General features: G+C 62.1%; 22 protein-coding genes and 1 tRNA gene. 12 read left to right on the forward strand and 11 right to left on the reverse strand.

Annotated features, from left to right (window positions below; all coding sequences use genetic code 11):
• Positions 1–27: 27 nt before the first annotated feature.
• Complete coding sequence (locus V2I08_RS20630; protein ID WP_405053665.1) at positions 28–282, reverse strand: toll/interleukin-1 receptor domain-containing protein; 255 nt, start codon at positions 280–282, stop codon at positions 28–30.
• A gap of 564 nt (positions 283–846) precedes the next feature.
• Positions 847–1,032, reverse strand: coding sequence for a hypothetical protein (locus tag V2I08_RS16995; RefSeq protein ID WP_349636116.1), 186 nt, complete (start codon positions 1,030–1,032; stop codon positions 847–849).
• 153 nt (positions 1,033–1,185) lie between these two features.
• On the opposite strand from V2I08_RS16995, the gene V2I08_RS17000 reads away from it, so the two are divergent.
• Positions 1,186–1,830: a hypothetical protein gene (locus tag V2I08_RS17000; RefSeq protein WP_349636117.1), complete on the forward strand. Its 645-nt coding sequence runs from the start codon at positions 1,186–1,188 to the stop codon at positions 1,828–1,830.
• A complete protein-coding gene (locus V2I08_RS17005) occupies positions 1,827–3,341 on the forward strand; it encodes a nucleotidyltransferase (protein WP_349636118.1) in 1,515 nt (504 codons plus the stop codon). The genes V2I08_RS17000 and V2I08_RS17005 overlap by 4 nt, the downstream gene beginning before the upstream one ends.
• Here the strand turns inward: V2I08_RS17005 and V2I08_RS17010 are convergent.
• Positions 3,338–3,568 (reverse strand): conjugal transfer protein TraD, encoded by a 231-nt coding sequence (locus V2I08_RS17010; protein ID WP_349636119.1) that lies wholly within the window; start codon positions 3,566–3,568, stop codon positions 3,338–3,340. The two genes, V2I08_RS17005 and V2I08_RS17010, sit on opposite strands and share 4 nt — an antisense overlap.
• 22 nt (positions 3,569–3,590) lie before the next feature.
• Positions 3,591–3,896, reverse strand: coding sequence for a conjugal transfer protein TraD (locus V2I08_RS17015; RefSeq protein ID WP_349636120.1), 306 nt, complete (start codon positions 3,894–3,896; stop codon positions 3,591–3,593).
• A 172-nt stretch (positions 3,897–4,068) separates the two neighbouring features.
• Between V2I08_RS17015 and traA the strand changes: the two genes are divergently transcribed.
• Positions 4,069–7,062 carry a Ti-type conjugative transfer relaxase TraA gene (gene traA, locus V2I08_RS17020; RefSeq protein ID WP_349636121.1) on the forward strand — a complete coding sequence of 998 codons (2,994 nt, stop codon included), beginning with the start codon at positions 4,069–4,071 and terminating at the stop codon, positions 7,060–7,062.
• Positions 7,063–7,079: 17 nt separating this feature from the next.
• On the forward strand, positions 7,080–7,832 hold the full coding sequence (locus V2I08_RS17025) for a DUF6118 family protein (protein ID WP_349636122.1): 753 nt from the start codon (positions 7,080–7,082) through the stop codon (positions 7,830–7,832).
• A gap of 89 nt (positions 7,833–7,921) precedes the next feature.
• Here the strand turns inward: V2I08_RS17025 and V2I08_RS17030 are convergent, their stop codons facing one another.
• Positions 7,922–8,404, reverse strand: a complete 483-nt coding sequence (locus tag V2I08_RS17030) for a hypothetical protein (protein WP_349636123.1) — start codon at positions 8,402–8,404, stop codon at positions 7,922–7,924.
• Between the two features lie 121 nt (positions 8,405–8,525).
• Entirely contained in the window at positions 8,526–9,530 is a 1,005-nt protein-coding gene (locus tag V2I08_RS17035; RefSeq protein WP_349636124.1) for a DUF4268 domain-containing protein, read from the reverse strand.
• Positions 9,531–9,656: 126 nt separating this feature from the next.
• Here V2I08_RS17035 and V2I08_RS17040 point away from each other — a divergent pair, with 126 nt between their 5' ends.
• Positions 9,657–10,919, forward strand: coding sequence for a hypothetical protein (locus V2I08_RS17040; RefSeq protein WP_349636125.1), 1,263 nt, complete (start codon positions 9,657–9,659; stop codon positions 10,917–10,919).
• A 197-nt stretch (positions 10,920–11,116) separates the two neighbouring features.
• Here V2I08_RS17040 and V2I08_RS17045 read toward each other — a convergent pair.
• Both V2I08_RS17045 and V2I08_RS17050 read right to left on the reverse strand, forming a co-directional pair.
• Positions 11,117–11,193: transfer RNA gene (locus V2I08_RS17045), tRNA-Met, on the reverse strand.
• A gap of 87 nt (positions 11,194–11,280) precedes the next feature.
• Positions 11,281–12,117: an alpha/beta fold hydrolase gene (locus V2I08_RS17050; protein ID WP_349636126.1), complete on the reverse strand. Its 837-nt coding sequence runs from the start codon at positions 12,115–12,117 to the stop codon at positions 11,281–11,283.
• A 148-nt stretch (positions 12,118–12,265) separates the two neighbouring features.
• On the opposite strand from V2I08_RS17050, the gene V2I08_RS17055 reads away from it, so the two are divergent.
• The 6 genes from V2I08_RS17055 (at position 12,266) to V2I08_RS17080 (ending at position 18,101) form a co-directional block, all read left to right on the forward strand.
• Positions 12,266–13,675, forward strand: a complete 1,410-nt coding sequence (locus tag V2I08_RS17055) for a circularly permuted type 2 ATP-grasp protein (RefSeq protein ID WP_349636127.1) — start codon at positions 12,266–12,268, stop codon at positions 13,673–13,675.
• A 139-nt stretch (positions 13,676–13,814) separates the two neighbouring features.
• Entirely contained in the window at positions 13,815–14,747 is a 933-nt protein-coding gene (locus tag V2I08_RS17060) for an alpha-E domain-containing protein (protein ID WP_349636128.1), read from the forward strand.
• 20 nt (positions 14,748–14,767) lie between these two features.
• Positions 14,768–15,640, forward strand: coding sequence for a transglutaminase family protein (locus tag V2I08_RS17065; RefSeq protein ID WP_349636129.1), 873 nt, complete (start codon positions 14,768–14,770; stop codon positions 15,638–15,640).
• A 27-nt stretch (positions 15,641–15,667) separates the two neighbouring features.
• A complete protein-coding gene (locus V2I08_RS17070) occupies positions 15,668–16,405 on the forward strand; it encodes a peptidase (RefSeq protein WP_349636130.1) in 738 nt (245 codons plus the stop codon).
• A gap of 74 nt (positions 16,406–16,479) precedes the next feature.
• On the forward strand, positions 16,480–16,929 hold the full coding sequence (locus tag V2I08_RS17075; RefSeq protein ID WP_349636131.1) for a YaiI/YqxD family protein: 450 nt from the start codon (positions 16,480–16,482) through the stop codon (positions 16,927–16,929).
• Positions 16,929–18,101, forward strand: a complete 1,173-nt coding sequence (locus V2I08_RS17080) for an NAD(P)/FAD-dependent oxidoreductase (protein ID WP_349636132.1) — start codon at positions 16,929–16,931, stop codon at positions 18,099–18,101. The genes V2I08_RS17075 and V2I08_RS17080 overlap by 1 nt, the downstream gene beginning before the upstream one ends.
• Before the next feature lie 15 nt (positions 18,102–18,116).
• Here V2I08_RS17080 and V2I08_RS17085 read toward each other — a convergent pair whose 3' ends face one another.
• The 3 genes from V2I08_RS17085 to V2I08_RS17095 all read right to left on the reverse strand — a co-directional run bounded on the left by V2I08_RS17085 (position 18,117) and on the right by V2I08_RS17095 (position 23,197).
• Positions 18,117–19,985: an AMP-binding protein gene (locus V2I08_RS17085; RefSeq protein ID WP_349636133.1), complete on the reverse strand. Its 1,869-nt coding sequence runs from the start codon at positions 19,983–19,985 to the stop codon at positions 18,117–18,119.
• 146 nt (positions 19,986–20,131) lie between these two features.
• Complete coding sequence (locus tag V2I08_RS17090) at positions 20,132–21,802, reverse strand: MFS transporter (protein ID WP_349636134.1); 1,671 nt, start codon at positions 21,800–21,802, stop codon at positions 20,132–20,134.
• A gap of 12 nt (positions 21,803–21,814) precedes the next feature.
• A complete protein-coding gene (locus V2I08_RS17095) occupies positions 21,815–23,197 on the reverse strand; it encodes a DcaP family trimeric outer membrane transporter (protein ID WP_349636135.1) in 1,383 nt (460 codons plus the stop codon).
• A gap of 191 nt (positions 23,198–23,388) precedes the next feature.
• Here V2I08_RS17095 and acs point away from each other — a divergent pair, with 191 nt between their 5' ends.
• Positions 23,389–25,332 carry an acetate--CoA ligase gene (gene acs / locus V2I08_RS17100; RefSeq protein ID WP_349636136.1) on the forward strand — a complete coding sequence of 648 codons (1,944 nt, stop codon included), beginning with the start codon at positions 23,389–23,391 and terminating at the stop codon, positions 25,330–25,332.
• Positions 25,333–25,347: the final 15 nt, after the last annotated feature.

Below are 25,347 nucleotides of genomic sequence, written 5' to 3' on the forward strand. Positions count from 1 at the left end.
AAACTCGACCCTAGCAAAATCAAGTACTTACGATCTCGTGTTCACTGCGCGTTCCGCCAGCGCTGTCCAACTTGGGCTTGACAGAGCAGCTCGACTTGCAAACAGTACAAATATTTCGGCCTTATCCAAACCTGACAGTATGGCCTGCTTAAGATCATCCCCAGTTGCAAATTCGAACGCGTCGAATACTACTGCGGCGCGCCCTAGCTGTTCCGCTACTTTTTCCACAAACGCCTTGTCGCTCGTTGCATGGGATAGGAACGCTCGAATTGGATCAGTCAAGATTTGCCCCCGTTAATAGGCGCATGAGGCTATCACGCTTTCCTAACTTAGCTACCGTTTAATTGAGTCGTCGAGTTTCAAATTTGTATTGCGCTGTTTTCGGGAGAGGCGAATGCTTGTAGGATAGGCTCGAGATAACAACCGGCTAATGAGATCGGCAGTGCCGCTCTATTGCGAGGCACGTACGTCAGCATCAGCCCGTTTGCTGCGGTTTATTAATATCTGTTTTAAAGTAAAAGTTAAAGTGCGCCGTAGAGAATTGCGAGTTTGTAAGATAAAGCCAAATATCTAGTATTGATCAAAGAAATATAACCTCGTGCCAATCATCAGATAAGGCGCTTGCGGCTGAACAAGTGACTGAAGTCGCGAAATAAAAATTAAACACTTTAAGGCGATAGGTGGCACATTGCTGCCTGTTGGCAAGCGTATTACTTCTAGCACGAGCCACACAAATCTGCGGTGACCCTGCAAATCGTTGTGTCACAAGGATTGGCAAATGCCGGGATGCGTGAGAATCGCCGCCGGATCACCGAGTTGCCCGACAACCACAACCGAACCCTTCTTTCAGGTTGAGGACTGCCTGCCCAATTTTGTGGCACGCTCGCTCTCCAATCGCTCAACTTCTTTTTCGACAAGGTTGCGGATGAACTGGGCGCGCCGATTGGGGCCGATCAGATCGTCAATGCGCTCCGCCAATCCATTCGGCAAACGGACAACGGTTGTTTTCACTCCGAGCGGCGGTCTTCCCATGGAAGTTTCGTAACCGACGGTGACGCCTGTTCAATCACAAGTTCATTAAGAGATATCGGTTATTGATTAATGTCGCCCTTTTGCTATATAAGCGATATCTGATAGTCCTTTGCGACATGTAAGCGAAAGGACGTAGCCGATGGAGGCAAGGCAATGGCGAAAGGTGAACATCCGTCTGACGATTCGAAAATCGGTACATCGCGCCGCGCTTTGCTACGCGGTTTGACCGTCATACCAGTTACGGCGTCGGCCATCGCCTCGCCTTGGGCCAAGACGTTGGCACCGCTCTACCAGCGGCATGAAGACGAACCCGCGACACTGGAGCGGACGAAAGAGGGGCGAAGCATGAGCCGCTTCCGCTATCACAATGCGGAACGGTGGATGACCACTCTCGAAGCGGATTTCCTCATCGAGCCGCGACATGCAAAGGAAGCGCTGCATCAGGCCGGTTTCGTGACCCAGCAGGCCCTGTGCGCCTATCTGCTGGACATGGGCTTTGCCGATGCGTGGAACGCCAGCCACATCAAGCAGGACATCGCCAAGGCGCTGGCCTACGCCAATGCGTGCGGCTTTGGTCATGATTGCCCTGACATGGCGCGGCTGGCGGCTATTCTCTCGCCCTATTGGAAATGGGGCTATCATTATCATGATTGGGAGGAAGACCGGCCCCGCACGGGCGGCTTCATCCCTGCCACGATCACGCCCCTTGTGCGTGCCTTGGTGGATCGCGTCCATGACGTGACCGGCCACCCGCGCCCGAAAGGTTGCCAGCGTCGCCCACAGGATGCGCGGTCATGATGCTGCGTACCGACGCCGACCATCTGCCCGCGCCGATCCGGGAGGAGCTTCTCCACCTCACCACGATCCTGTTTGACGCGTTTGAGGAAACAACCAAAGGCCGATGTTCCGAACATTTCCGGGCGGGCCGCATTCTCACGCTGATCCTGCACGGTCCCCATGCCGAAAAAGATTGGGAAGATGTTGCGCCGGGGGAAGCGTTCCGCCTGCTGGCGATCGTCAACTATTCTCGTCTTGCACGCAGCGAACGCGACTGGCGACTGGTGCGTGATAGGCTTCGTCGCGCATGGGAGCATGGCGAAATTACCCGTCCGGTTCGGCTGGCCGTTGAAAGTCTTGAGCGGTTCAACGGCGCTCTTGTGAACGGCGTCCCGTATTTCGTCACCATCGCAGAGCAGGGTATCGCGCTCTACCAGATGGATGGCTTGCGGCTGAAAGAGCCGCGCCACCTACCACCGAGAGAACGGGCTATTCGGGGTGTGGCGGAGTTCATCCGTTGGCATAATCGTGGAACCGGATTTCTGGCTGGCGCGGATTTCTATCGCGACCGGGGCGATGCGCAGATGGCGGCGCTGATGTTGCATCAGGCGTGCGAGCATTTCTATCTGTCCGTCTTGTGGTCGATCTGCCTGCACGCTCCCCGCACCCATGCGCTGGATGAACTGCGCGAGGCGGCGGAAGCGCTGGACCTGTGCCTACGTTCGGCATGGCCGCGCGACAGCCGGTTCGAGCGGCGCGCGTTCGGCTGCATACGCCGCGCCTATGTCGAAGCGCGCTATGGGCGATCATACCGCATTTCGGTCGAGGAACTGGCATGGGCGTTCGCGCAGGTGAAGATATTGCAGGAACGGGCAGCGTTTGTCTGCGCGGATCATCAGGCTTCGCTTGCCGCGAGCCTGCCAGCGCCGATGCTTCCACCACCGCCAGCGCCGACGACAGCGATAGCGCTTTCCCGGCCCGTGCGTCGCGCCAATATGCTGCAACGGACATGGCGGATCGGGCGACGTGTCGCTCCGCTACAGGGCCGATGGAATCCGCTCGGTCCCGTTCGCCGGTTCTGGCGCTCCGAAAGGTTCATGGGCTGGGTTGACCATCTGCCCTTGGCGATTGTCTGCCTTTGCTTCTTCATGGCTGGCGCGGAGGCAACGCTATGGCGGGTAAAGTCCGCGCAAATCGTCCGTTCCGAACCCGCCGACCTGTCCGCCGTGCTGGACTTCGATGTGCGCGCGGACACGGTGCTGGGCGCGGTCATGGAGGTTGCGCAAAGGGCGGGATACCGGGTCAAGGCCAATGAAGACATTTGGACCGTGCGGTGGACCGGTGCCTATCGCGCCAAGGCGACGACCTTCGACGCGCTCGCGGACATTCTGTATGGCTCCGGCCTGTGCCCTGCGATCCAAGAAGACTTCATCGCCGTGCGTTATTGCGACAGGAGCAGCCCACCAAAGGCGGCGATGGTCGAGTATCAGGCAGAACCGGACAGCAATGTGCGCTTGTCGGTTTCGCGCTAACCGCCGCCCTGTTCCGCCTCAAACGCCCGCTTGCCTTTGCGCTTCCAGAGGGCAAGCGCGTTGGCGCGTTCGTCGCCGCGCAATCTGTCTGCAATGGTGAGGAACGCGCCGTAGAGCGCAGCGCGATCGTCATCGGTGAGATCGACCAGCCCCGCCTTGATGACGAGGCCGCCCAATTCGATCAAATGCCGTGTGCGCTCTCGTCGCTTGACCTGCCAATCCCGCATGTCGGTTCGCGCCTTTCGTGCCTCAAGCCGATGCCGCGCCGCCGTCGAGCGGGAGAGTGCCGCTTTGCTGGCCAGAAGGTCCGCCCGCAGGCTTGCCGTCCTTGCCGAGAAAGAACGCCGCGCCCGCCTTGCGCCAGCCCTCCTTGGTCGCGGCGTCCTTCACCGTGGCTGCATGAAGCAGCGCCCCGGCTAGTATATCGACGTCGATCGCATCGGCCCCGGTCGCTGTCACTAGTTCGCCAAGCTGGCGCACGCGCCGTTCCTTGAGCGCCTTTGCCTTGTCGGCCAGGGCTTTGAGTTCCGAATCAAAATCACGCGGCTTGCGCATCGATAGTCTCCATTGAGTGACGATGCGGCGATGATAAGATGAACCCGTCCGCCGCGCAGTAGAGTCGCCGGGACTGCCTGACACCGCCTAGTCCCGTCCGAGAAATTTTCGAGAAGGGCGCGCTTATACGTCGTTCCGACGTGCGCTTGAGCATAGTAGATGGATGATCGTCATGGCGATCTTCCATTTCTCCGTTCAGGTCATCAGTCGCGCGGCGGGCCGTTCCGCCGTATCGGCTGCCGCCTACCGTGCGGGCGAGCGCCTGCACGACGAGCGCCTCGACCGGCCCCAAGATTTCCGCGCCCGCTCCGGCGTCGAACATAGCGAAATTTTGCTGCCCGAAGGTGCGCCCGAACAATGGCGCGACCGCGAACGCCTCTGGAATGATGTCGAGGCATTCGAGAAACGCAAGGACGCCCAGCTTGCCCGCGAGGTCGAGTTTGCCATCCCGCGTGAAATGACCAAGGCGCAGGGCATCGAACTGGCCCGCGACTTCGTTTCCGCGCAGTTTGTGGATCGCGGCATGATCGCCGACCTCAATGTGCATTGGGATATCGGCGCGGACGGCCAGCCCAAGCCGCACGCCCATGTCATGCTCACCATGCGGGAGGTTGTGCAGCGCGAGGACGGCACCGCTGGCTTCGGCGCGAAGGTGCGCGAGTGGAACGATCATGAGAATGTCGAGCGTTGGCGCGAACGCTGGGAGACCCACGTCAACGCCCGCCTTGCCGAACTCGACATTGACGCGCGCATCGATCGCCGCAGCCTTGCCGACCAGGGCATCGATCTTGAACCGCAAAGCAAGATCGGCGGCCCTGCGCACCGAATGGACGCCCAGGGGCTGGAAGCCGACCGCGCCGAATTGCACCGCGAGATCGCGCGGGAGAATGGCGAACGCATCATCGCCGATCCCGGCATTGCTCTTAACGCCATCACACACCAGCAGGCTACATTCACCAACCGCGATATGGCGATGTTCATTCACCGGCACAGTGACGGGCAGGAGCAGTTCAACGCCGCCATGCACGCGGTGCGTAATTCGCCCGACCTGATCGCCTTGGGTAAGGACGGGCGCGGCGACGAGCGGTTCACTTCTCGCGAGATGATCGAGATCGAGCAGCGGATGAGCCGCGCGGCGGACAGGCTGGCGATGGACCGGAACGATGGTCTCTCGGCGGCGACGACCTACGCCAGCCGCGCCGCCGAGAGTAGTGGCCTTGCCCTGGGAGCAGAGCAGGAAGCCGCGTTGCGCCATATAACGGGCGGGCGCGGATTGTCACTGGTGCTGGGTTATGCTGGGACAGGCAAAAGCGCCATGCTGGGCGTGGCGCGCGACGTATGGGAAAGCGCGGGGCTGAATGTTCGCGGTGCGGCGCTCGCGGGCATCGCCGCCGAGGGACTGGAGAATGGCTCCGGCATCGCGTCCCGCACCATCGCCAGCATAGAGCATGGCTGGGCGCAGGGCCGCGATTTGCTCAGTGCCCGCGATGTGCTGGTGATCGACGAGGCGGGCATGGTCGGCACGCGCCAGATGGAGCGCGTCCTGTCCCATGCCGCCGATGTTGGCGCGAAGGTCGTGCTTGTCGGCGATCCGCAGCAGTTGCAGTCGATCGAGGCGGGTGCGGCGTTCCGCGCGATCCATGAGCGCCATGGCGGCGTCGAGCTCACGCAGGTTCGCCGCCAACATGAAGGATGGCAGCAGCACGCCACCCGGCATCTGGCGACCGGCAGAACCGGCGAGGCGATTGCCGCCTATGCCGACAAGTACATGGTGCATCAGGCTGAGACGCGCGAGGATGCACGGCGCGATCTTGTCGAGCGCTGGGATCGCGAACGGCAAGCCGATCCAGACGCCAGCCGCATCATTCTCACTCACACCAATGCCGAAGTGCGCGACCTCAACGAGGCGGCACGCGCGGCGATGCGCAATGCGGGTGAATTGGGCGAAGACCGCCAGGTGAAAACCGAGCGTGGCGACCGGCTGTTCGCGTCTGGCGACCGCATCATGTTCCTGCGCAACGAGCGTAGCCTCGAAGTGAAGAACGGCACACTGGGCACCATCGAAAAGGTAGGCACGGAGCATATGTCCGTCCGCACCGATGACGGGCGTGTCGTTTCGTTCGACACCAAAGATTATCGCGACCTCGACCATGGCTATGCCGCCACCATCCACAAAGCGCAGGGCATGACCGTGGATAGGGCGCATGTGCTGGCGACGCCGGGGATGGATCGCCACGGGGCTTATGTCGCCATGTCCCGCCACCGTGACGGCATGGCGCTTCATTATGGCCGCGACGATTTTCGCGATCAGTCCCGGCTTGTCCGCACGCTTTCGCGCGAGCGTGGCAAGGACATGGCCACCGATTACAGACAAGCCGACCCCGCAAGGGAATATGCCGAGCGGCGTGGCATTAGCTTTGGCGAGCGGATCGCGGAAATCGTGAGGCCCATCGTCGAGAAGGCGCGGGGGATATTCGACAACTTCCGGCCCAATATCCCACCGCAGCAGGAACGCGACATATTTGCGGGCTTTCAGCCCAAGGCCGAGCCGCCCGCGCAAGAGCAAGCCGTTCGGCACCAAGCCGAATATGATGCGCAGCCGATGCGCGCTGGCGGCGTGCGCGGCGCGGTGGAGCGCTATGCCAAAGCGCTGAACGCAATCCAGCAGACACGCGCACAGGGCGTAGACGCCATGCCCCACCAACGTGAGGCACTGGACAAAGCGCGGGATGCCTTGGAGGCAATCCGCCCCGAAGGTTCGTCCGACCTCAATAGCGCGTTCCGCAGCAACCCGGAGCTTGTCCGCGAGGCCGCCGAGGGGCGCGGCCAGGCCGCCGTGCGGGCAATGCAATTGGAAACCGAAATCCGCATGGACCCCTTCCAGCGTGCCGATCGGTTCGTGGAAGGGTGGCAGCAGTTGCAGCGTCATCATGCTGAGCTTGTGCGCGACGGCAATTTCCGGGGCGCGAAAAGTGCCGCGCAGCAAATGGCAGGCATGGCGAAAAGCCTTGAGCGCGACGCCCAGCTTGAATCGGTGCTGGGCCTGCGCAGTCGCGAGCTTGGGCTTGAGATCGGCCAGCAGGCGGGCCGCAGCCTTTCCCATGACCTCGCATCCTCCATCCCCTTCGATCACGGACGCGACATCAGTCGCGGCATGAGCCGCTAACCCCAAGGAGACACGACATGGACGACGAACAAAGCCTTTTGAACGAACCGGAGCCGGGCCCCCGGCCCAATGCCGCCGCTGAGGCGTTCGCGCATCTCTCGCAGCGCGTCGCCGCTATGGAAGAGCGGTTGGACGGGCGCATGGCGGTGATGGCCCGCGCGCTTGAGCATATCGCCGTCGAGAAGCAGAGCCTCGAATTTCCCGACTACGGCCCGACGCTTGCCAAGATGAACGGCTATCTTGCGACGCTGGCGGGATACACGCAGAAGATCATGGACGCACCCGCCATGCAGTTGACGCCGGAGAGCATGGCGGAGCGGATCGGCGAGGCCGCGCACGCTGCACGCGAGACCGACCGGGCTACGATCAAGAAGTCGCAGGAATTGCATCATCAAGCCCATGTGGATCAGATGCGCGCGATCGGCACCACTCGCACCAAACAGGAGCAGCGCTGGCACATGCTCTATTGCGGCGGCGGCGCGGCACTGGCCATCTCGCTGCTGTGGCTCATCTATCCCGGCTGGGCGGCCAGCATCGGCCCGCAAAGCTGGCTTTGGCCGGAACGGGTGGCCCGTCGCACGCTGGGCGAGCCATCTCTATGGGATGCCGGTATCCGGCTCATGCGCGCCGGTAACCCCGAAGGCTGGCGGGTGATTGTTGATGCCGCTAATATGCGGCAGGAGAATGATGATGTAATTGCAGCGTGCGCCAAGGTCTCCACCAAAGTTAAAAAGGCGGTGCGATGCACCATTGTTATTGGAAAGCCCTAGCCACGTTGGAGCCATTTCGACGAAACCGTGGACTGCCTGCCATGACAATTTATCGGTGGCGCAAAACTCGACGATTGCCCCCGTCGCTATCAAGATGGCACGCGGTTCATGCCACTGCCGATCTCGACTATATACTGGAAAGCAGCCTCGCCCGAATTTTCGTCGAAAATTTCCTTTGTCTCGCCGCCAATTACCGCAGCGGCTACTTTCTGCGATCCGGTATTCTTAACGCCCACAATGGCTTCAAGATAGAAATGTACGACCCCGTTCCGCGCCATCCCTACAGTAAATTCATCAATGGCCGCTGTAGCGATTGCCTTACCGATGCCCTGCTTCCGGAGATGCTGTGGCACGGCGTACCCGATTTGGAAGACTGGTAGCCCTTTCTCGTGTTCGGCGGGGATAATGATTGCGATAGCGCTCACTGAGTTGCCGCGCATCTGCGCATAGGTGATCCTCATCTGGCCGGCTGGCATGTCCATATGAATGAGAAGATCGGGATGGACGGTGCCCCGCTGCACCTGCAACTCACCAGCTTTCAGGGCTGGTTCGAATGTCTTGAACGCGTCCATGGGATTGACGATTGCTGGCATGTTCGGAATCTCGCTGTGGTATGAACGACGACGATAAGTTCGCCTCAACATGATTGAAATTTCGGGAACATCGATTCCAACCGCAGCTGGTTTTGCCCCGTTAGAAAGCAGTTTGTCCGTCAGTATCCGGTCTCCAGGAACTGGCATCAAGTGTCTTCACCCGGCTGACGAACACGCGGTGGAACTCGCCTAAGCGGGCGGCAATCCATTCGTGCTGGCGGAACCAATCGGTTTGGTCTTCTGGGTCCGTGTTGTTGAGGGCGACAGAAATCCTGGTGTCTTTGCCCTCCGGCAATTCCTCCCAATCCAAAGGATAACCCAGTTCCGCCTCGATAGCCGCTTTCTGCGCGCGGAGAAGGTGGAACCATGCCTTGGCGTTGGGATTCGACATATACAACTCGGCACGAACTTGGCGCTTCGGTCGCGCCATAGAAGCGTTCACGCTGAATCCTGTCCGTCCGATAGAGTAGCTCATCCAAGATTGCGGCTGGGGCTTGCGCTCGCGCGCCAGCGCGCCACCCTTCGCCACAAGCGTTGATCCAAGCGCCCCCCAATAGGCAATCTGCAGCGCCTTGGTTCCGGTAAGTTCCGCCTCATCGATCGCGCGAGCGGCTTGCGTCACCATCTTTGACCAATTGTTAGGCTTCGACACAATGTTGAACCGTGGTGCGGCTGGCGAGTCGCCAATCCGCCAAAGTTCCACCTCCACCCCAAAGAAGCGAAAAGTTTCGTCTGTGATTCGGTTTAGCCAGTCGAGCGTAGACCGGTGTTCCTCCGTGAACCGAGCAGCAATCCACACGATCGTAACGGCCTCAAGCCCTGAGGCGTAGGTGAGCAGTTGTCCTAGGTGCGTGTGATCGGTGCGCTCAAGCTGATTTTCGATCAGCACCCATGCGTTCGTCCCTATATCCTTACACAGGATATCCGCACGAAATGGCCCGACCGCCCGTTCTTGAGCCTCCAATTCAAGTTCAAGCCCGAGCGTTTCCCCGAGGGTAAGAAGGTTTTCTTCCCGCGCTAGCCACGGGGTGAAGTCGGATGACTCACTCAACCAGATATCGCGAAGCTCGATCTTCTCCAGCTTGCCCAAATTATACGCCGTCATTTGTCGCCCTTCATCCCCTTGCAACTATGTGCCACATTGCGCTGACGGGGACAGGTGAATTCTTTGGGGGGATCGATGGACGCCAAGTCGATTGAATGGATCGTTTTTGGGCCACTGATAGTTGGCATGCTGCTCATTAGCTGGTGGGCAATGAGCGAAAGTCACAAGCGGCTTAATGATCCCAACGACGATCGGGTGCTCCTCCTTGATCAGCTACCGAGCAAGATCACGCTTTTCGCCCACGGCGTTTACCGGGTGATCATCCTCCGCCAAAGTGGTAACATCCATGCGGAACACATTGTCACTGGCACCGCGCAGCAAGCGCTTGCAACCGCGATGGCAACCTTCCGTCGCGCAAAGATTGATGCTGTCCATGTCGGCACCAACACAGAAACCGAGCTTCGTATTGGAAGGCTCTATCACGATCACCGTGGCAGCAACGAAGGGAAGAAAGTCGGTAAGGCGACCATTTCCCTAGTCGAGCGCGCGGAGCCTCCGGCACCGATTGAGTGGCCAACGTCCATGGAACCAGCAATGCCGATTGTGTCGTCCGCTTCCCCAGTGCAGCGAGAATCGCTCGTAGACGTATCCGACGCGCCCGAACCATCGGTTTCATTCCAATATGTGGGCATTACCTGTGATTGCGGTGCGCGGTTCGACTTGCCAGCCGATGAGCTTCAGCGAGAGCGCGAGTGTGAAGCGTGCGGTAAGGATGCTACTCTAACACCGGCTCAAATCATCCAAGTCCGACAAGCAGCGACAGAGGCGCGTGAAGAAGCGATCACACGCTACCGAGCTGGTGAGAAGGACATCACAGTGGAGCGCAAAAGCAAGCTGACAGATGCCGGGGTGGGCCTCACAGCCGCCAACATCAAGACGATGGCTGCTGAAGAAGCGGTGACGCGGCTCGCCTATTTGAAGCCGGAGGCGGTCCCGGCGATAGTGGCGCTCATGCAGGACGGAATGGTTGAGCACCCCCGCGCTATCGCCACTGCGTATCGGAAGGCGGGGGAGCAGCTTTCGAAAGCGGAAAAGAAGGTAGCGGGAATGCGGACGAATTCCTTTATGTCGCGGCAAGCGTTCGATGACCTATCGGAGGAAGGCAAAGCTCGTCCGCTTGCTGCTCATGAGACGACGCTTCTCAGAGCAATGTTCACGGAAAACCGTTTCCATCGGTTAAACTCTCACGGTGTTCCCGAAGATCTCATGAAGCACCTCGAAGGGTTCAAATATGACACCCTAACGCGAGATTGCCCGTTTTGCGGAAGGGTGGACGGAACGGTGGTGCAAGCCAACGATGTGGCAATTCTGCCTCCATCAGACTGCAAATGCGAAACCGCCAACTACATGATCGGTCCGCATTTCGATTGGCTTAAGGGCATAAAATAGCAGTTTTAAGGTAGAAGTGCGTGACTGCATTAGCGCGCGCATTTTGACAATTTGCGTTTGTTACTGGGCAGCACTTAAGTCCCACCACGTTCCTAACCGTGCCACCATAGCCCAAACACAACGTGGGAACAAATGTGGCTTTTTATTGCGGGGGTCTGGGGTTTACCGTGTAAAAACAACACGATAAACCCCTTGACTGGTAGCGGAGGAGGGACTTGAACCCCCGACACGCGGATTATGATTCCGCTGCTCTAACCAGCTGAGCTACTCCGCCCCTTGGGGCCTCGCAAGGCAACATGGCCCTGCGGTGAGGCGGCGCTATACGCAGCGGCGGCGGGTCGGTCAACGGGGCTTTTTGCGATTATTTGCGCCGCACACGCCAACCGGCTGGCAGCGCCACCGGATAGCCCGCCATCGCGTCCGAATCGATCGCGCCGATCGCTGCGCTGACCATCGGGCCAAGCTGCGTCATGTCGGGATTATGGCCCGCGCCCGGCACCGTCAGCATGGCCACAGGCGCACGCGCAGCGGCGAACAGCGCGTCGGCTTGGTCCATGTCGACCCGGTCGTCGGCGGTCCCCTGTATCATCACCAACGGCGCGCCGATCTTCGTCACCGCGTCCAGATTATTCCACTTGTCGGGCAGCAGCAGGCCGACCCCGCCGGGCGCCGATTCTTCCAGCTTGTCGAAGGTCGAGAGGGTCACAACTCCCGCCACCTTCACAGTCGCCGCGACATGCAGCGCCACCGCGCCGCCCAGCGAATGGCCGACCAGGAAAAGCCGCGCATCCGGCCCGACCAGATCGCGCGCCGCCGCCACGAAGCTGCGCCCGTCCGCCACCAGCCCGGCTTGCGTCGGCGTGCCCGGATTGCCGCCAAAGCCGCGATAGGACACCACGACCACATGGTCGCCCTTGCCCGCCAGATGTTCGGCATAGCGCGCGCCGATCCCCTGATGCGATCCCCGCCCGTGGAAGAAGAGGATGACGTCGGGGTCTGCCGGGTCGCCCGGCCAATAATAGCCGGTCAGCGCCAGGCCGTCCTCGCTCCGCACCGGCAGGGCCTTGGGCACCGTCCTCGTCCACTGCGCCACCTGCACCGGCGCGGCGTCGGCGCGGTATATCTGTTCGCGCACGGTGGAGGCACAAGCGCTCAGCGCCAGCATGGCGGCCAGCGGCCCGCCGATCATCCTGTTCATGTCCTGCCTTCTGCCCGATCCCCGCTCTGGCGCAAGGAATAATGAAATCCGCCGGGCCGGTGTCATTTTTCTGTTGCAATCCCTTTTGCCCCACGTCCTAATGTTGCGACGCACAACCGGCCGTCCTGGCCGAGGGAGGAACGTCCACTTGCCCTTCCACGAAATGTTTGAGCCTGATGGTTCGATACGCGCCTGTTACGCCGAAGTGCAGAAATGGGTGGAACGAACGGGCATATCCGGGCTCAACCGTCGGCTGGATGAGGCAGAGGCGATCTTCCGCCGCATCGGCATCACCTTCGCCGTCTATGGCGAGGGCGGCGACCCGGAGCGGCTGATCCCCTTCGACCTGTTGCCGCGCATCTTCACCGCGCAGGAATGGCGCGTGCTGGACAAGGGCATCCGCCAGCGCGCCCGCGCGCTCAATGCTTTCCTGCATGATGTCTATCATCGCGGCGAAATCGTGAAGGCCGGCATCATGCCTGCCGACATCATCTACAAGAACAGCGCCTATCTCGCCGAAATGGCGGACTTTTCGCCGCCCGGCAAAGTCTACAGCCATATCGTCGGCATCGACATCGTCCGCACGGGGCCGGGCAGTTTCGAAGTGCTGGAGGATAATTGCCGCACCCCGTCGGGCGTATCCTACATGCTGGAAAACCGGGAGATCATGACGCGCATGTTCCCCGAACTGTTCGCCGCCGGGATCGTCGCGCCGGTCGATGACTATCCCGCCGAACTGCTCAAAAGCCTCAAGGAAGTCGCGCCGCCCGCCTGCAAGGGCGATCCGGTCGTGGTCGTCCTCACCCCCGGCTCGCTCAACAGCGCTTATTATGAACATAGTTTCCTCGCCGACCTGATGGGCGTCGAGCTGGTCGAACCCGCCGACCTGTTCGTTGATAATGACCGGGTGTGGATGAAGACCACGCTGGGGCCAAAGGCGGTCGACGTGATCTACCGCCGTATCGACGACGAATATCTCGACCCGCTCGTCTTCCGCGCCGACAGTCTGCTCGGCGTCCCCGGCATCTTCAACGTCTATCGCAAGGGCGGGGTGACGCTCGCTTCGGCGCCCGGATCGGGCATCGCCGACGACAAGGCGGTCTATATCTACGTGCCGGAAATGATCCGCTTCTATCTCGGCGAAAAGCCGATCCTCGACAATATCCAGACCTGGCAATGCGGCAAGCCCGACGAATGCGGCTATGTGCTGGAACATCTGCACGAACTGGTGGCCAAGGAAGTCCATGGATCGGGCGGATACGGCATGTTGATCGGCCCCAAATCGACCAAGGATGAAGTCGCCGCCTATGCCGACCGCATCCGCGCCAACCCCACCGAATTCATCGCCCAGCCGACGCTCGACCTCTCGACCGTCCCGACGCTCGGCCCCGCCGCCGTCGTCGGCCGCCACGCCGACTTTCGCCCCTATTGCCTGGTCGGCAAGCAATTGCGCCTCGTCCCCGGCGGCCTGACCCGCGTGGCCCTGACCGAAGGGTCGCTGGTGGTCAATTCCAGCCAGGGCGGCGGGGTCAAGGACACCTGGGTGTTGCAGGATTGATGATGGCCATCCCGTCCATTCACCCCACACGTCATCCCCGCGCAGGCGGGGATCCATCTCCGGGCCTCACCCCATGCGGAACGCTTGGGAGATGGGTTCCCGCCTGCGCGGGAATGACGGAAGAAGAGGGCATGACCAAATGCTGAGCCGGACCGCCGAAAATCTCTTCTGGATGGCGCGCTACATGGAGCGGGCGGAAGCCACCGCGCGCCTGCTCACCATGGGCCAGCGCATGGCGATCCTGCCCGGCGCGCATCATCGCGACGAATGGCGATCGGTGGTCCGCGCGGCGGGCTGCGGCGACCAGTTTCCCGAAGGCGTGCAGGTCACCGAAAGCGACGCCGTCGCCTATCTGATGCTGGACCTCGACAATAGCAGCTCGATCCGCTCCTGCCTTGCCAAGGCGCGCGCCAACGCCAAGTCGGCCCGCACCATGTTGACGCAGGATATGTGGGAAGCGCTCAACGATGGCTGGCGCAAGCTCGATAGCTATGATGTCGGCGAGGCGCGCCAGCAGCTCCCGGCGCTCATCGACTGGGTCAAGACCCGCGTCATGACCTTCCGCGGCGCGACGCATTCGGGGCAGTTGCGCAATGAAGGCCATGACTTCCTGCGCTGCGGCTCGGCGCTCGAACGCGCGCAGATGACGCTGCGCCTCCTCGACGTCAAATATTATGTCCTGCTGCCAGAAACCGAAGTGATCGGCGGCAATCGTGATCATTATCAATGGACTTCGGTCCTTTACGCGCTGTCGGGCGCGCGCGCCTATCATCATGTCTATGGCGGCACGTACACGCCCTGGCAGATCACCGATTTCCTGATGCTCAACCGCATGTTCCCGCGCAGCGTCGCCTTCTGCTACGATCAGCTCGCCTATCGGCTGAACCGCCTGTCGGGCTGGCATGACAAGCGCGGCCCGTGCAACGACACGATCGAGCAGATGGTGAGCGCGCTGGAGCAACTCGACAGCGGCGAAATCTTCCGCTTCGGCCTGCATGAAACAGTTCAGCAGGGGCTGTTGATGACCAACCAGTTGGGCGTCGAAATCGCCCAAACCTATCATTTCGGCTGATCGGGGGAGGGGGGCTCGCGATGAAATTGCTGGTCCGGCATCAGACCGTCTATTCCTATGATCCGTCGGCGGGGCGGGTGGTGATGCGGCTGAAACTGATGCCGGTCGACACGCCCGCGCAGACGGTGCTGGACTGGAAGGTCAGCGTCAATGACGATCCGGTCACCGGCTTCCATCGCAACGGCAATGGCGAGATGGAGGCGCTGTGGGTCCGCAACGATCATCTGGGCCAAGCGGTGATCGTCGCTGAAGGCCTCGTTGAAACCCGCGAAACCCATGGCATTGTCGGCGGTCCCATCAGCCGCGTGAACCCGCTCTATTTCCTGCGCGACACGCCGCTCACCCGCGCGTCGGACGCCATCGCCGCCATGGCCCTGGCGCTGCCCGATGACAACGGACCGCTCGCCCGCCTCCACGCGCTCGCCGCCGCCGTAACCGACGCAGTCACCTATCGCACTGGCGTCACCACTTCGGCCACCACCGCGGCGCAGGCCTTCACGCTTGGCGCTGGCGTATGTCAGGATCATGCCCAGATCTTCATAGCGGGCGCGCGCGTCCTTGGCATCCCCGCCCGCTATGTGTCGGGCTATCTGCTCACCAGCGAAGGCAATGAGCTACACGAAACCCATGGCTGGGCCGAAGCGCTGGTGCCGGGCCTCGGCTGGGTCGGCTTCGATCCCTCCAACCGCGTCTGCGTCACCGAACGCTATCTGCGCGTGGCGAGCGGCCTGGATGCCGATGACGCCGCGCCGATCCGGGGCACCATCATGGTTGCGGGCGATATCCTGATTGACGCGGACGTCCGTATCGCGCAGGCGGATGACGGGATCGAGGAACGGCAGTTGCAACGGCAACAACAGCAAAATAGTCCGCCGCCCGGTCTACAGGGTTGAGTCAGATATTTCGGGAGCCTGCGGGGAATGACCTATTGTGTGGCGGTGCGCGTGGACCAGGGGCTGGTCATGCTGTCCGACACCCGCACCAATGCGGGCATGGACAATATCGCCCGCTTTCGTAAGAGCTTCACCTATCTGGTCGAGGGCGAACGCGCGATCACGCTGCTCTGTTCGGGCAATCTGTCGATCACGCAAGGGGTGAAGGCGACGCTGAGCAAAGCGATCAAGGACGCCAAGCTCGATCCAGAGATCGAAACCATCCTCAATTGCAGCACCATGTATCGCGTCGCCCAGATCGTCGGCGACGCCATGCGCGCGATGCAGACCCGCTATCGCGAAAGCATCGAAATGGGCGGATCGGGCGCCAGCGCCTCGATCATGATCGCGGGCCAGCGCAAGGGCGGCAAGCCACGCCTCTACCTCGTCTATTCGGCGGGCAATTTCATCGAAGCGACCGAAGACACGCCCTTCTTCCAGATTGGCGAGCATAAATATGGCAAGCCCATTCTCGACCGCATCATCGGCCGTGACACCAGCCTGGAGGATGCGACCAAGGCGGTACTGGTCTCGATGGACTCGACCCTGCGCTCCAACCTCTCGGTCGGCATGCCGCTGGACCTCGCCGTCATTCCCACCGACGCCTATGACTTTCGCGTGCGCACCCGCATCGAAGCCGACAATGAGGAATTTGCCATGATCTCCCAAAGCTGGAGCGCCGCGCTCCGCAAGGGGTTCGAGGATTTGCCCAACGTCTTGGATTAAGTCGGGGCCGCCCTTTTCGGCCAATGCAGCCCCAGGCCATTGTCTCGCCACGCCCGGCGGCTTATCGCGCCCTAATGAAGATTCTGGTCGATGCCGATGCCTGCCCCGTGAAGGAGGAGATCTACAAGGTCGCCTTTCGCCATGCCGTGCCGGTGACGATCGTCAGCAACAGTCCGATCCGCATCCCAGCGCACGACCTGCTCGACCGGGTGGTGGTAAGCGATGGCTTCGATGCGGCCGATGACTGGATCGCCGAGCGGGCAGACGCGGAAACCGTGTGCATCACCGCCGACATCCTGCTCGCTGATCGCTGCCTGAAAGCCGGGGCGGTGGTGATTTCGTCCAACGGCAAACCCTTCACCCACAGTTCCATCGGCGCGGCCATCGCGACCCGCGCGATCATGGCGGATCTGCGCGCGGGCGGCGATCAGATTGGCGGGCCGCCGCCTTTCAGCAAAACCGACCGATCGCGCTTCCTTTCCGCGCTGGATGAGGCGCTGGTGCGCCTCAAGCGGGGTCGATAATGGCGGATTGGGACGCGATCATCCTGGGCGCGGGCGCGGCGGGGATGATGTGCGCGGCGACAGCGGGCCAGCGGGGCAGGCGCGTGCTGCTGGTCGATCATGCCGACCAGCCGGGCAAGAAAATCCTCATTTCCGGCGGTGGCCGCTGCAATTTCACCAACATCCACACCGCTGCCGACCGCTATCTGTCCGCCAACCCCCATTTCGCCAAATCGGCGCTGCGGCGGTATAGCGCGCAGGATTTCATCGCGCTCATCGACCGCTATGGCATCGCCTGGCATGAAAAGACGCTGGGGCAATTATTCTGCGACGGCTCCGCCAAGCAGATCGTCGCGATGCTGGAAGAGGAGTGCGCCATCGGCGGCGTCACCATGGCGCTGGCGCAGCCGGTGAGCGACGTCACCCATGGCGAGGGCCTCTATCGGGTCAAGCTGGGCGGGGTCGAGCATCACGCCCCCGCCTTGGTCCTCGCGACCGGCGGGCCGTCCATCCCCAAAATGGGCGCGACCGGCTTTGCCTATGATATCGCGCGACAGTTCGGCCTCGCCATCGTCCAGCCGCGCCCCGCGCTTGTCCCCTTCACGCTGGGCGAAGAAGACGCTCTGTTTCAGGCGCTGTCGGGCGTCTCCGCCCCCGTCGAGGTGCGCTGGAACAAGACCCGCTTTCGCGAGGCGGCGCTTTTCACCCATCGCGGCCTGTCCGGCCCGGCCATGCTTCAGATCAGCAGCTATTGGCAGCACCGCATCCCCATCCAGGTCGATTTCCTGCCCGACCTCGATGCCGACTGGCTCATCCAGGCGAAACGGGACCGCCCCCGCGCTTCCTTACGCAAGGTGGTAGGGCAGGCGCTGACCGAACGACTCGCTGACGCGCTGCTTGAGCGGGTCGGACTTGAAGGCGAAATGGGCAACCTCTCCGACAAGGCGCTGCGGCAATTGAGCGCCCGCCTCCACGACTGGACCTTCGCCCCGACCGGGACGGAGGGCTATGCCAAGGCCGAAGTGACCGTCGGCGGCATCGCCACCGCTGGCCTTTCGTCCCGCACGATGGAAGCGACCAAAATGCCCGGCCTCTATGCCATTGGCGAAGCGGTGGATGTTACCGGCTGGCTTGGCGGCTATAATTTCCAATGGGCCTGGGCCAGCGGCTGGGCGGCGGGGCAGGCGGTCTGACCGCCGCTGTCCCCCTCACTCCACCTTAGCAAAAATCGCCATGATCGCTTCCAGCGCCGCCGGGCTTTCGATCGTCGCGGGCATTGCGATCGTCTCGCCCGCTGCGACCTGACGCAGAGCCGCGCGCAATATCTTGCCCGACCGCGTCTTGGGCAGGGCGCCGACGATATGCACGTCCTTGAGCGCCGCCACCGGCCCCAATTCGTCGCGCACCGCCTTGATGATCTCGGCCCCCAGCGCCGCCGCATCCCACTCACCCGTCCGGGCGACGACGAAGGCCATCGGCACCATGCCCTTCAACGCATCGTCTACGCCGATCACCGCGCATTCCGACACCAGAGGGTGGCAGGCGACGATCTGCTCCATCTGACCCGTGGACAGGCGGTGGCCCGCGACATTGATGATGTCGTCGGTGCGGCCCATGATGTTGACGAAGCCGTCGGCATCGACATGGCCCGCATCGCCCGTCTCATAATGGCCGGGAAAACCGGCAAAGGCCTTGGCGAAGCCCGCTTCATTGTTCCACAGCCCGGCATAGCAGCCCGGCGGCAGCGGCAGCGTCATCACCACATTGCCCGTTTCGCCCGGCGCGACGTCCACGCCGCCATCGTCCACGATGCGAAAGCCGTATCCCGGCACCGGGAAGCCAGCGCTCCCCGCCTTGCGCCGCGTATCGCCCAGGCCGAAGCAGGTCGCGAGCGCAGGCCAGCCGAGTTCCGTCTGCCACCAATGGTCGATCACCGGCAGGTTGAGTTGCGCTTCGGCCCAATGGATCGTGTCCGGGTCGGCCCGCTCTCCCGCCAGGAACAGCGCGCGCAAATTACCCGTGCCGATCTGGCGGATATAGTCGCCCTCCGGGTCTTCCTTGCGCACCGCGCGGATCGCTGTCGGCGCGGTGAAGAAGATGCGGACATCGTTGCGGACAATGGTCCGCCAGAATGTGCCCGCATCCGGCGTGCCCACCGGCTTGCCCTCGAACAGCAATGTCGTCGCGCCCGCCAGCAACGGCCCATAGGCGATATAGCTATGCCCCACGACCCAGCCGACATCGGACGCGGCCCAGAAAACCTCGCCCGGACGGATGCCGTAGATTTGCGCCATGCTCCAGGCGATCGCCACCGCATGGCCGCCATTCTGCCGCACCACCCCCTTGGGCGTGCCGGTCGTTCCCGACGTATAGAGAATATAGAGCGGATGGGTCGCCTCCACGGGCACGCAATCGACCGGCTCCGCGTGGGCCAGCGTGTCCGCCCAATCGAGGTCGCGCCCCTCCTGCATCGGCGCGATCGCCTGCGGCCGTTGCAGCAGGATGACGCGCTCGATCCGGTGGGTCGCCATTTGCAGCGCCTTGTCCACCAGGGGTTTGTAGGGAATGACCTTGCTGCCCTCGATCCCGCAGGATGCCGTCATCAGCAGGGTGGGCGTCGCATCGTCGATCCGCTTGGCAAGTTCTGGCGCGGCGAAGCCGCCGAACACCACCGAATGGATCGCGCCGATCCGGGCGCAGGCCAGCATCGCGATCACCGCCTGCGGCACCATCGGCATATAGAGAATGACCCGGTCGCCCTTGCCGACGCCCTGGTCCGCGATCATGCCTGCGGTGCGCGCCACTTCGTCCTGCAACTGGGCGAAGGTGAAGGTCAGGCGCGTGTCGGTCACCGGGCTTTCGTAGATCAGCGCCAGGTCGTCGCCGCGCCCCGCCGCGACATGGCGGTCGACCGCATTATGGCATGTGTTCATCAGGCCGCCCGCAAACCAGCCTTCGCCCTGCGTCCAGGCGCGCACCGGCGGCACCTGCCAATCGATCGCCTGCGCCGCGTCCAGCCAATAGCTTTCGCGATCATCCTGACTGCGCATCTGTGCGTCCAGATAGGCCTGCGACATGTTTTTCTCTCCCATGTTGGAAATAATGATGCCGCAAAACTGTAGGAAAGGCCATTCGACGTTAGTCGGGCAGATTGTACGCGACATAAAATAAGGGCGGCCTCCTATTGGTGGCCGCCCCTGATTCCATTGTACGGGTCGCTGTACTAGTCGTCGATATTGCGCTTGAACGTCTCCGGCAGGAACAGCAGGCCGATGACCACCGTGGCCGCCGCGATCACGACCGGATACCATAGGCCGTAATAGATGTTCCCGGTCGCCGCGACCATCGCGAAGGCCGTCGTTGGCAGGAAGCCGCCGAACCAGCCATTGCCGATATGATAGGGCAGCGACATCGACGTGTAGCGGATGCGGCTGGGGAAGAGTTCCACCAGCATCGCGGCGATCGGCCCATAGACCATCGTCACCAGCATCGCGAGTGCCCACAGGATCGCCACGACCGCGACCTTGTTGATCTTCGCGGTGTCCGCCTTGGCCGGATAGCCCGCATCGACCAGCCCCGCCTGCAACTGCGCCTGATAGGCCGCGATCGCCGCCTTCTTGTCCGGTCCCGCCAGCGTGGCGGCATCGGGCGCGGTCAGACTGACGCTGCCGATCCTGACCACCGCAGACGTGCCTGCTGCGGCTTCGACATTGTCATAGCTGACGCCGGTCTTGGCCATATAGGTTTTGGCGACGTCGCAGCTCGACGTGTCGAACATATTCTTGCCGACCGGATCGAACTGGAACGAGCATTCCGGCTTATAAGCGACGATCGTCACCGGAGCCGACGCCTGCGCCGCCGCCAGCGCCGGGTTGGCCGCATTGGTCAACGCCCCGAACAGCGGGAAGTAGGTCATCGCCGCGAGGGCACAGCCGCCCAGGATGATTGGCTTGCGGCCGATCTTGTCTGACAGCCAGCCGAAGAAGACGAAGAAGGGGGTAGCCAATGCGAGCGCGATAGCGATCAGGATATTGGCCGTAGCCCCATCCACCCGCAGCGTCTTTTCCAGGAAGAACAGCGCATAAAATTGCCCGGCATACCAGACCACCGCCTGACCCATGACCGCACCCAGCAGCGCGATGATGACCCAGCGCAGATTGCCCCATTTGCCGAAGGCTTCGGTCAACGGTGCCTTCGACGTGGTGCCTTCGTCCTTCATCTTCTGGAAGACGGGGCTTTCGTTGAGCTGCAGGCGGATCCACATCGACACGCCGAGCAGAAAGATCGAGATCAGGAAGGGCAGGCGCCAGCCCCAGGCGGCGAAGGCTTCCTCACCCAGCGCAAAGCGGAAACCAATGACCACCAGCAGCGCCGCGAAAAGCCCGAAGGTCGCCGTGGTCTGGATCCAACTGGTATAGAGGCCGCGTTTGCCCTCCGGCGCATGTTCGGCGACATAGGTTGCCGCCCCGCCATATTCACCACCCAGCGCCAGGCCTTGCGCCAGACGCAGGACCAGCAGGATGACCGGCGCGGCGACGCCGATGCTGGCATAATTGGGCAGGACGCCGACCGCGAAGGTCGACAGGCCCATAATGCCCATGGTGACGAGAAACGTATTCTTGCGCCCGACCATGTCGCCGATCCGCCCGAACACGATCGCGCCGAACGGCCGCACCGCAAAACCGGCGGCAAAGGCGGCGAGAGCGAAGATGAACCCTGTCGTCTCGTTTACGCCGGAGAAAAATTGTGCCGATATATAGGTGGCCAGCAGGCCGTAAAGATAGAAGTCATACCATTCGAACACCGTCCCCAATGAGGATGCGGCGATGACGAGTTTTTCGTTCTGCGTTGCCCCATGATGTTTCGGCAGGCCGTCGTCATAAGTCGTTGCCATATGCCCTCTCCCTTAAAAAGTGTATTTCGCGGCCATCTCGACACGGTCCATCTGGCCCTTCAGGCCATTGACGACTTCCCGCTGAGCATGGCGATACTCGATACCGAAATCCAGATTCCTGACCGGCGACCAGAACAGGTTACCGGCCAGGCTATAGGCCTCCTTGTTGGCCAGGCCCGGTAGCGCGATGCCACCGGGATAGCTGACATGCTGATAGCCGACCATGAAGGTCGACCGGATCGTCGGCGTCCAGCCGAGCTTGAGCGCGGCAAAGCCCGCGACATTATCGACCACATGCAACTGGTTGCCGATGGTAGCGTCATAGATCGCGTCAGGCGCATAGCCGACGGTGAAGTAGCGGCCCATGCCATTGCCATAGGTAGCCAGGAAGCGCAGGTCGTGCCGACCTTCCGGGCCGAACGGGATTTTGCCGCCGGTGGTGATGCCCCAGCCCATCGCCGTATCGCCGACGCCATTGTTGCGCACCGACAATTGCCGCACCAGCCCGGCGACATGCAGCTCGCCGATCGCGCCCTTATAGGCGAGCTTGGCGACGAGATCGGGGATGCGATCCTGATCATTGTCAACGAGGGCAGGGGCGGTCGTCGTTTCCGTCTCGGTCTGTGGATTTTCCGCCGCCAGATAGAGATCGAAGCCGCCGCCCAGCGGTTGTTTATATTGCACCATCATCTGCCGCACGAAGATCGCGCCGTCCATCGGCCCCACAAAATCGGTCGATTCGGGCAGATGGCCGGGATTCTGGAAGGTCGTCCACTCCTGCCCGATCAGCCAGTTGCCATAGCTGATGAAGCCCCGGCGAAAGGTCGGCACATAGGGGTTGGTCGCCCGCTGCGCCCCCAAAGGCGCGGCGGCCAATGCGAAGTCGAACTCGATGACGCTCTTGACCTCCTTGCCACCCAGCGGGGTGGAGGTGCTGAATGACAGCCGCGTCTGGCGCGCATGGCCGATGATGTCGCGGCTGCTTTGTCCGCCGACCGGAATCTGCTGCGGCAGGTAAAATTCCTTACCCAGCGATCCGCCCGGTACCGCGCCATCATCATAGCGCGTCGCGCTGCCTACGACCTTGACGAAGCCGCCCAGCTTGAAGGTGGTGGCACCGACCTTGAAGCCGTCGGTGGCAGGTTTGGCTTCCAGAGCCGCGACGCGGCTGTCGGCCTTCTGTGCGATCTGCGTCGATGTCTGTTGTTCGGCCCGCGCCTGCGTCAACTCGCTGCGCAGCATCGATACGGCCGCCTCCAATTGGTTGAGCCGCGCTTCCAACTCCGCCTCGCGCGCTGTCTGCGCCATGGCACTGGGGGCGTTGACGATAGCCGCCGCCATCGCGCCCATCGCAATCCCGCGCCTTAGATTTATGAATGCCCTGTTCGTCATCATTCATCCTCTCCCCGCCGGGTGCCCCTTTCTGCGAAGGGATGTGGCGATCCGGCCATGCTTGCATCATGCGGGTTGGGGCAGGGGGAGGATAAGGCGGACCATGGTCGCAAGTCCCTCCAACTTTGGTCGAGGATGCCGCACGGGCCTGGGGTCGTTACGCTAGTGTGAAAGAGCTTGGAGAGGCCAACATTATGAGCGAATCCCTCTATCCCGTTCCCGCGTCCCTCGCCGTCGATGCGCGGGTCACCGCTGCCGACGCCGCCCGGATGCATGCGCAGGCGTTGGCCGATCCCGACGCCTTCTGGCGCGATCAGGCGCAGCGGCTCGACTGGATCATCCCCTTTACCAAGGTGGATGAAAGCAGCTTCGATGAAGCCGATTTCGGGATAAGCTGGTTCGCAGACGGTCAGCTCAACGTTTCCGCCAACTGTATCGACAGGCATCTGACCGAACGGGGCAGCCAGCCCGCTATCATCTGGGAAGGCGATAATCCGAGCGAAAGCCGCGTCATCACCTATGCCCAACTGCATGAGGAAGTCTGCCGCTTCGCCAATGTGTTAAAAGCACAGGGAGTCCGCCGTGGCGACCGGGTGACGCTCTATCTGCCGATGATCCCCGAAGCCGCTTTCGCCATGCTGGCCTGCACCCGCATCGGTGCTATTCATTCGATCGTCTTCGGCGGCTTCTCGCCCGACAGCCTCGCCAGCCGCATCCGCGACTGCGACTCCCGCCTGGTCGTCACCGCCGACGAAGGGCTGCGCGGCGGCAAGGCCGTGCCGCTGAAGGCTAATGTCGATGCGGCGCTCGCCCATTGCACCTCGGTTGAAACCGTCATCATCGTCCAGCGTACCGGGGCGGATGTGCCGATGGTAGAGGGGCGTGACCTGTTCTACGGCCCGGCCCGCGATGCCGCTTCGCCGGATTGCCCGGCCGAAGCGATGGGCGCGGAAGACCCGCTGTTCATCCTCTACACCTCCGGTTCGACCGGCACCCCCAAGGGCGTCCTGCACAGCACTGGCGGCTATCTCCTCTGGGCGGCGATGACCCATGCGCAGGTGTTCGATTACCGGCCCGGCGAAGTCTATTGGTGTACCGCCGACATCGGCTGGGTCACCGGCCACAGCTATGTCGTGTACGGCCCGCTCGCCAATGGCGCGACCACGCTGATGTTCGAAGGCGTCCCCAACTATCCTGACCATAGCCGCTTCTGGCAGGTCTGCGACAAATGGAACGTCGCGATCTTCTACACCGCCCCCACCGCGCTGCGCGCCTTGATGCGTGAAGGCGACGCCTTCGTGCAGGCGACCAGCCGCGCGTCGCTGCGTATCCTTGGCAGCGTGGGCGAGCCGATCAACCCGGAAGCCTGGCAATGGTATCACCGGGTCGTCGGCGAAGGCCGCTGCCCGATCGTCGATACCTGGTGGCAGACCGAGACCGGCGGCATCCTCATCGCGCCGCTACCTGGCGCGACTAACCTCAAACCCGGCTCTGCGACCAAGCCGCTGTTCGGCGTCCACCCCTTGCTGGTCGATGCCGATGGCAGGGAACTGGACGGCGCAACCGAGGGCAATCTGTGCATCGCCAAAAGCTGGCCCGGCCAGATGCGCACCGTCTATGGCGATCATGAACGTTTCTTCCAGACCTATTTCACCACCTATCCCGGCCGTTACTTCACCGGCGACGGTGCCCGCCGCGATGCCGATGGCTATTATTGGATCACCGGCCGGGTCGATGACGTCATCAACGTGTCGGGTCACCGCATGGGCACCGCCGAAGTCGAAAGCGCTTTGGTCGCTCATGCCAAGGTCGCCGAAGCCGCCGTGGTCGGCATGCCGCACCCGATCAAGGGGCAGGGCATCTACGCCTATGTGACGCTCAACGCGCATGAGGAGCCGTCCGAAGAGTTGCGCAAGCAACTGGTCGCCTGGGTCCGCGCCGAAATCGGCCCGATCGCCACGCCCGACATCATCCAGTTCGCCCCCGGCCTGCCCAAGACCCGATCAGGCAAGATCATGCGCCGCATCCTGCGCAAGATCGCCGAGGGCGAGACCGATGCGCTGGGCGACATTTCCACGCTCGCCGACCCGTCGGTGGTCGAAACACTGATAGCCGACAGCCAGATGGCAGCGGCCTGAGACGCTTGTTGGGCT

This window comes from Sphingobium sp. MK2, assembly GCF_040170545.1.
In the GTDB taxonomy this organism is placed as follows: Bacteria; Pseudomonadota; Alphaproteobacteria; order Sphingomonadales; family Sphingomonadaceae; genus Sphingobium.

What these genes read in the sequence shown, in the direction of transcription:
- V2I08_RS17065 (WP_349636129.1), top strand. Translation starts at nt 14,768, where the DNA reads ATGAAATTGCTGGTCCGGCATCAGACCGTCTATTCCTATGATCCGTCG.
- acs (WP_349636136.1), top strand. Translation starts at nt 23,389, where the DNA reads ATGAGCGAATCCCTCTATCCCGTTCCCGCGTCCCTCGCCGTCGATGCG.
- V2I08_RS16995 (WP_349636116.1), bottom strand. Translation starts at nt 1,032, where the DNA reads ATGGGAAGACCGCCGCTCGGAGTGAAAACAACCGTTGTCCGTTTGCCG.
- V2I08_RS17005 (WP_349636118.1), top strand. Translation starts at nt 1,827, where the DNA reads ATGATGCTGCGTACCGACGCCGACCATCTGCCCGCGCCGATCCGGGAG.
- V2I08_RS17090 (WP_349636134.1), bottom strand. Translation starts at nt 21,802, where the DNA reads ATGGCAACGACTTATGACGACGGCCTGCCGAAACATCATGGGGCAACG.
- V2I08_RS17010 (WP_349636119.1), bottom strand. Translation starts at nt 3,568, where the DNA reads ATGCGGGATTGGCAGGTCAAGCGACGAGAGCGCACACGGCATTTGATC.
- V2I08_RS17075 (WP_349636131.1), top strand. Translation starts at nt 16,480, where the DNA reads ATGAAGATTCTGGTCGATGCCGATGCCTGCCCCGTGAAGGAGGAGATC.
- V2I08_RS17030 (WP_349636123.1), bottom strand. Translation starts at nt 8,404, where the DNA reads ATGGACGCGTTCAAGACATTCGAACCAGCCCTGAAAGCTGGTGAGTTG.
- V2I08_RS17040 (WP_349636125.1), top strand. Translation starts at nt 9,657, where the DNA reads ATGCTGCTCATTAGCTGGTGGGCAATGAGCGAAAGTCACAAGCGGCTT.
- V2I08_RS17095 (WP_349636135.1), bottom strand. Translation starts at nt 23,197, where the DNA reads ATGATGACGAACAGGGCATTCATAAATCTAAGGCGCGGGATTGCGATG.
- V2I08_RS17060 (WP_349636128.1), top strand. Translation starts at nt 13,815, where the DNA reads ATGCTGAGCCGGACCGCCGAAAATCTCTTCTGGATGGCGCGCTACATG.
- V2I08_RS17025 (WP_349636122.1), top strand. Translation starts at nt 7,080, where the DNA reads ATGGACGACGAACAAAGCCTTTTGAACGAACCGGAGCCGGGCCCCCGG.
- V2I08_RS17035 (WP_349636124.1), bottom strand. Translation starts at nt 9,530, where the DNA reads ATGACGGCGTATAATTTGGGCAAGCTGGAGAAGATCGAGCTTCGCGAT.
- V2I08_RS17015 (WP_349636120.1), bottom strand. Translation starts at nt 3,896, where the DNA reads ATGCGCAAGCCGCGTGATTTTGATTCGGAACTCAAAGCCCTGGCCGAC.
- V2I08_RS17050 (WP_349636126.1), bottom strand. Translation starts at nt 12,117, where the DNA reads ATGAACAGGATGATCGGCGGGCCGCTGGCCGCCATGCTGGCGCTGAGC.
- V2I08_RS17070 (WP_349636130.1), top strand. Translation starts at nt 15,668, where the DNA reads ATGACCTATTGTGTGGCGGTGCGCGTGGACCAGGGGCTGGTCATGCTG.
- V2I08_RS17000 (WP_349636117.1), top strand. Translation starts at nt 1,186, where the DNA reads ATGGCGAAAGGTGAACATCCGTCTGACGATTCGAAAATCGGTACATCG.
- V2I08_RS17085 (WP_349636133.1), bottom strand. Translation starts at nt 19,985, where the DNA reads ATGTCGCAGGCCTATCTGGACGCACAGATGCGCAGTCAGGATGATCGC.
- V2I08_RS17080 (WP_349636132.1), top strand. Translation starts at nt 16,929, where the DNA reads ATGGCGGATTGGGACGCGATCATCCTGGGCGCGGGCGCGGCGGGGATG.
- traA (WP_349636121.1), top strand. Translation starts at nt 4,069, where the DNA reads ATGGCGATCTTCCATTTCTCCGTTCAGGTCATCAGTCGCGCGGCGGGC.